This is a genomic window from Mesorhizobium sp. M7A.F.Ca.CA.004.06.1.1 (assembly GCF_003999135.1).
GTDB lineage: Bacteria > Pseudomonadota > Alphaproteobacteria > Rhizobiales > Rhizobiaceae > Mesorhizobium.
In genome coordinates, this window is sequence record NZ_RZPQ01000651.1 from 1 (window position 1) to 3,395 (window position 3,395).

The 3,395-nt window shown below is 62.0% G+C and carries 4 protein-coding genes and 1 pseudogene; 4 read left to right on the plus strand and 1 reads right to left on the minus strand.

Annotation, left to right across the window (positions count from 1 at the left end; all coding sequences use genetic code 11):
• Positions 1 to 166 precede the first annotated feature (166 nt).
• A pseudogene (locus EN906_RS27635) lies at positions 167 to 1,083 on the minus strand (LysR substrate-binding domain-containing protein).
• 92 nt (positions 1,084 to 1,175) lie between these two features.
• On the opposite strand from EN906_RS27635, the gene EN906_RS27640 reads away from it, so the two are divergent.
• The 4 genes from EN906_RS27640 to EN906_RS27655 all read left to right on the plus strand — a co-directional run.
• Positions 1,176 to 1,340: a hypothetical protein gene (locus tag EN906_RS27640; RefSeq protein ID WP_127267645.1), complete on the plus strand. Its 165-nt coding sequence runs from the start codon at positions 1,176 to 1,178 to the stop codon at positions 1,338 to 1,340.
• Between the two features lie 79 nt (positions 1,341 to 1,419).
• A complete protein-coding gene (yidD, locus tag EN906_RS27645) occupies positions 1,420 to 1,794 on the plus strand; it encodes a membrane protein insertion efficiency factor YidD (protein ID WP_127267644.1) in 375 nt (124 codons plus the stop codon).
• Between the two features lie 148 nt (positions 1,795 to 1,942).
• The gene (blaOXA, locus tag EN906_RS27650) at positions 1,943 to 2,770 is read left to right on the plus strand and encodes a class D beta-lactamase (protein ID WP_127267643.1); all 828 of its coding nucleotides are present in this window, start codon (positions 1,943 to 1,945) and stop codon (positions 2,768 to 2,770) included.
• A gap of 176 nt (positions 2,771 to 2,946) precedes the next feature.
• The coding region (locus EN906_RS27655; protein ID WP_127375514.1) for a TGS domain-containing protein at positions 2,947 to 3,395 on the plus strand (449 nt) is incomplete at its 3' end.

Consider the following 3,395-nt stretch of genomic DNA (forward strand, 5'->3'; position numbering starts at 1 on the left):
TCCCAGGCTGACATCATATGCTGCCCACTATGATATGTGGCGCGATGTCATCCTCACATTCAACCCGGGAGAAGACTCACCGGGCGAGCTTCCGGCCGCGGATACGCTCGACAAACTCTTCGAAAAATACCGCAAGAAGGCCAAGTAGCGGGCCCGGCCGGAAGGTTCAAGCCTGCGCTTCCAGCACCCGCCTGCTTTCGGCAAATTCGCTTCTGAGCCAGTCGGCGAACGCGGCGGCCGGTTCCGAGAGGTCGCGCAAGTTTCTGGCCACCAGCCAATAGGCGCCGGATGCGACGTCGATGTCGAACGGCTTGACCAGCGCGCCGGATGCGATTTCCGCGCCGATCTGCAAGAGATCGCCCAAGGCACGCCATGTCCGAGCAAGGCGGCCTGCTTTGAAAGCGACGCATCCGCCAGCATCGGCCCGCGCGCCGGTATGGCGTCGGCGGGCACGCCGGCCGCTTCGAACCAGCGCGCCCAGCCCTGGCGGTTCTCCTCGTGCAAGAGCGTGTAGCGACCAAGATCGATCGGCCTGTCGAGGGCAGGGCCAGAGGCAAGCAGCGCCGGCGACAGGACCGGCGAATCGACCGTCGAGGCAAGCCGCTCAGCCTGACTGCGCGGCCACGAGGTGGCATGCGCGCTGAAGCGCAAGGCAAGCTCCGGCTGATCGCTGCGGAACTCGATCAGCCTTGGGTCGACCTCGAGCGAGACGTCGATGTCAGGCCGCAATTGGCGAAACCGGTTGAGCCGCGGCACCAGCCACACGGATGCAAGCGACGGCTCGACACTGACGCGGACCACGGACTGCGCCGGTGTCGCCACCAGTTCTCCAAGCAAGGTATCGATGGCGTCGAAACTTCTGACAAGCTGCTCCAGCAGACGCCGCCCGGTGTCGGTCAGTTCGACACGGCGATGGTGACGTTCGAACAAGGGTTGGCGCAGGAAGGTTTCGAGTTCCCGGATCTGCCGGCTGATCGCCGCCTGCGAGACGAAAAGCTCCTCGGCGGCCCGGCTGAAGCTCAGATGCCGGCCCGCCGCCTCGAAGCTCCTCAATGCCGTCAGCGGCAGGCGCCCACGCTTCATTTCGCATAACCCAGGATTATCCGAAGTGGAAATTATACTCGTTTGAAGGCGAAGGCCAGCGGCGGTCTAATCCATGTCAAAGGAGACCGACCATGATCCAGTTGCTGAGCATCTTTGGCGATGTCATGCGGATCGCAACGTTTCAATGGCGTGACAGAAGACAGCATGAAAAGCGTTACGAAGAGCCGACCAGTCGTGGCCGGTGGGCGTCTTCGCCTGACAGGCAGCCGTTTCGCCGTTCCGCCCGTGACGACTGAGTGCGCACAAGGAGTGGGGATTGCGTTCTCCAGTGGAAGCTCACATCTATCGCCTGGGAAACGCGATACGGAGACTGTGGTGCGCGACCAGCATGGGCATGCGCATATCGCCAGGCCGCCGAAACGCGGCCGCAACTGGCCCGGTCCATGGCGCAAGACGCCGGGCCGTCTCCTCGGCACGTCGCTCGTGCGCCTCTATCAGCTGACGCTGTCGGGCTTTGTCGGCAATACCTGCCGGCATCTGCCGACCTGTTCGGAATATGCCCATGAGGCGATCGCCCGCCATGGCCTGTGGGCCGGCGGCTGGATGGGATTGTTCCGTGTGCTGCGCTGCGGGCCATTCGGCACGCATGGCATCGACCGCGTGCCGGAGGTGCTGGAGGATCGTTATGTCTGGTTCACGCCATGGCGGTACTGGCGGATCGGCAGCAAGCGCGGCGAAGCGCAGGGGTGATCGCGTCGGTCAGGTACCGGCGGCTCTGCCCGTTTACGATCCGGTAGGGTTAACAACAGCCTGCACAAAGACTGCGCATTTGAGACAAAATCGAGACAAGAGACCTCGCTAAGCCGCTCGCGAACCCCCCTCTTGAGCGAGCAGACAAATGCGCAATTTCGACCGTCTTCCCTTCATCTTTGCCGGGATACTGTTCCTGCTCGCCTGGCTGCTGGGATTTCCGTTGCGCGCGCAATCGGCGCCGCTGGGGGACGTGCAGTGCACGGTGATCGCCGATGCGGCGAGCGGCAAGACGCTTTACCAGGACGGGGTGTGCGACCAGCGGTTCAGCCCGGCGTCGACGTTCAAGGTGCCGTTGTCGCTGATCGGCTATGACAGCGGGATCCTGAGCGACGAGCACACGCCGAGCTGGGATTACAAGCCTGAATTCAGCGCGGTGAAGCGGGATCAGAAGACCGTCGATCCGGTGGTCTGGGAGCGAGATTCGATCCTGTGGTTTTCCCGGGAAATCACCCGCCGGCTTGGGTCTGAGAGTTTTGCCGGTTATGTCTCGAAATTCGACTACGGCAATGCCGATGTTTCCGGTAATCCCGGCAAGAATGATGGTTTGACCAAGTCCTGGGTGAATTCCTCGCTCAAGATCACGCCGGTCGAGCAGGTCGAATTCCTGCGCAAGCTGCTGGCCCGCAAGCTGCCTGTCTCGGCCAAGGCCTACGACATGACATCAGCCATCATCCCGACCTTCCAGGCCGGGGATTGGACGGTGCAAGGCAAGACCGGCAGCACCAGGCTGCGCAACGACGCCGACAAGGTCCAGGACAAGCGCTCGCTTGGCTGGTTCGTCGGATGGGCGAACAAGGATGGCCGCCAGATCGTCTTTGCGCGGCTTGTCGTCGATGCCAACCGTACGGACATGCCAAAGGGCCTCAAGACCCGGGCTGCGTTCCTGAAGGATTTGCCGCTCCTCATCAAATGAACGCTGACATTTGAGCCGGGCTTTACGGCGGCGGAATCTGTCCATAAAAGACAGCCGCTGGCGGACGCATCCGGCCTACTCTTTGCATGTCGTAACCCCAAAACCGCCCACACATTTTTGGGCGACATGCATTTCAACCACCCGCGCTCGTTTGCGGGACTGGATAGGAGATATATATGCTGAATTCCGTTTCCCTGACATTTCCCGATGGCTCCGTCCGCGAATATGACGCGGCGATGACCGGTGCTGGCCTCGCCGAATCGATCTCCAAATCGCTGGCCAAGAAGGCGGTCGCCTATGCGATCGACGGCACGGTTCGCGATCTCAGCGATCCGCTCGGCAAGTCCGGCAAGGTCGAGATCGTCACCCGCGACGACCCGCGCGCGCTGGAGCTGATCCGCCACGACGCGGCCCATGTGCTGGCGGAAGCCGTGCAGGAGATATGGCCGGGAACGCAGGTGACCATCGGGCCGGTGATCGAGAACGGGTTCTACTACGACTTCGCCCGTAACGAGCCGTTCACGCCCGACGATTTTCCGGTGATCGAGAAGAAGATGCGTGAGATCATCGCGCGCAACAAGCAGCTCACCAGGGAAGTCTGGTCGCGCGACAAGGCGAAAAAAGT

Excerpts from the sequence above, each read along its gene's own strand:
- EN906_RS27640 (WP_127267645.1), top strand. The coding sequence starts at position 1,176 with ATGATCCAGTTGCTGAGCATCTTTGGCGATGTCATGCGGATCGCAACG.
- blaOXA (WP_127267643.1), top strand. The coding sequence starts at position 1,943 with ATGCGCAATTTCGACCGTCTTCCCTTCATCTTTGCCGGGATACTGTTC.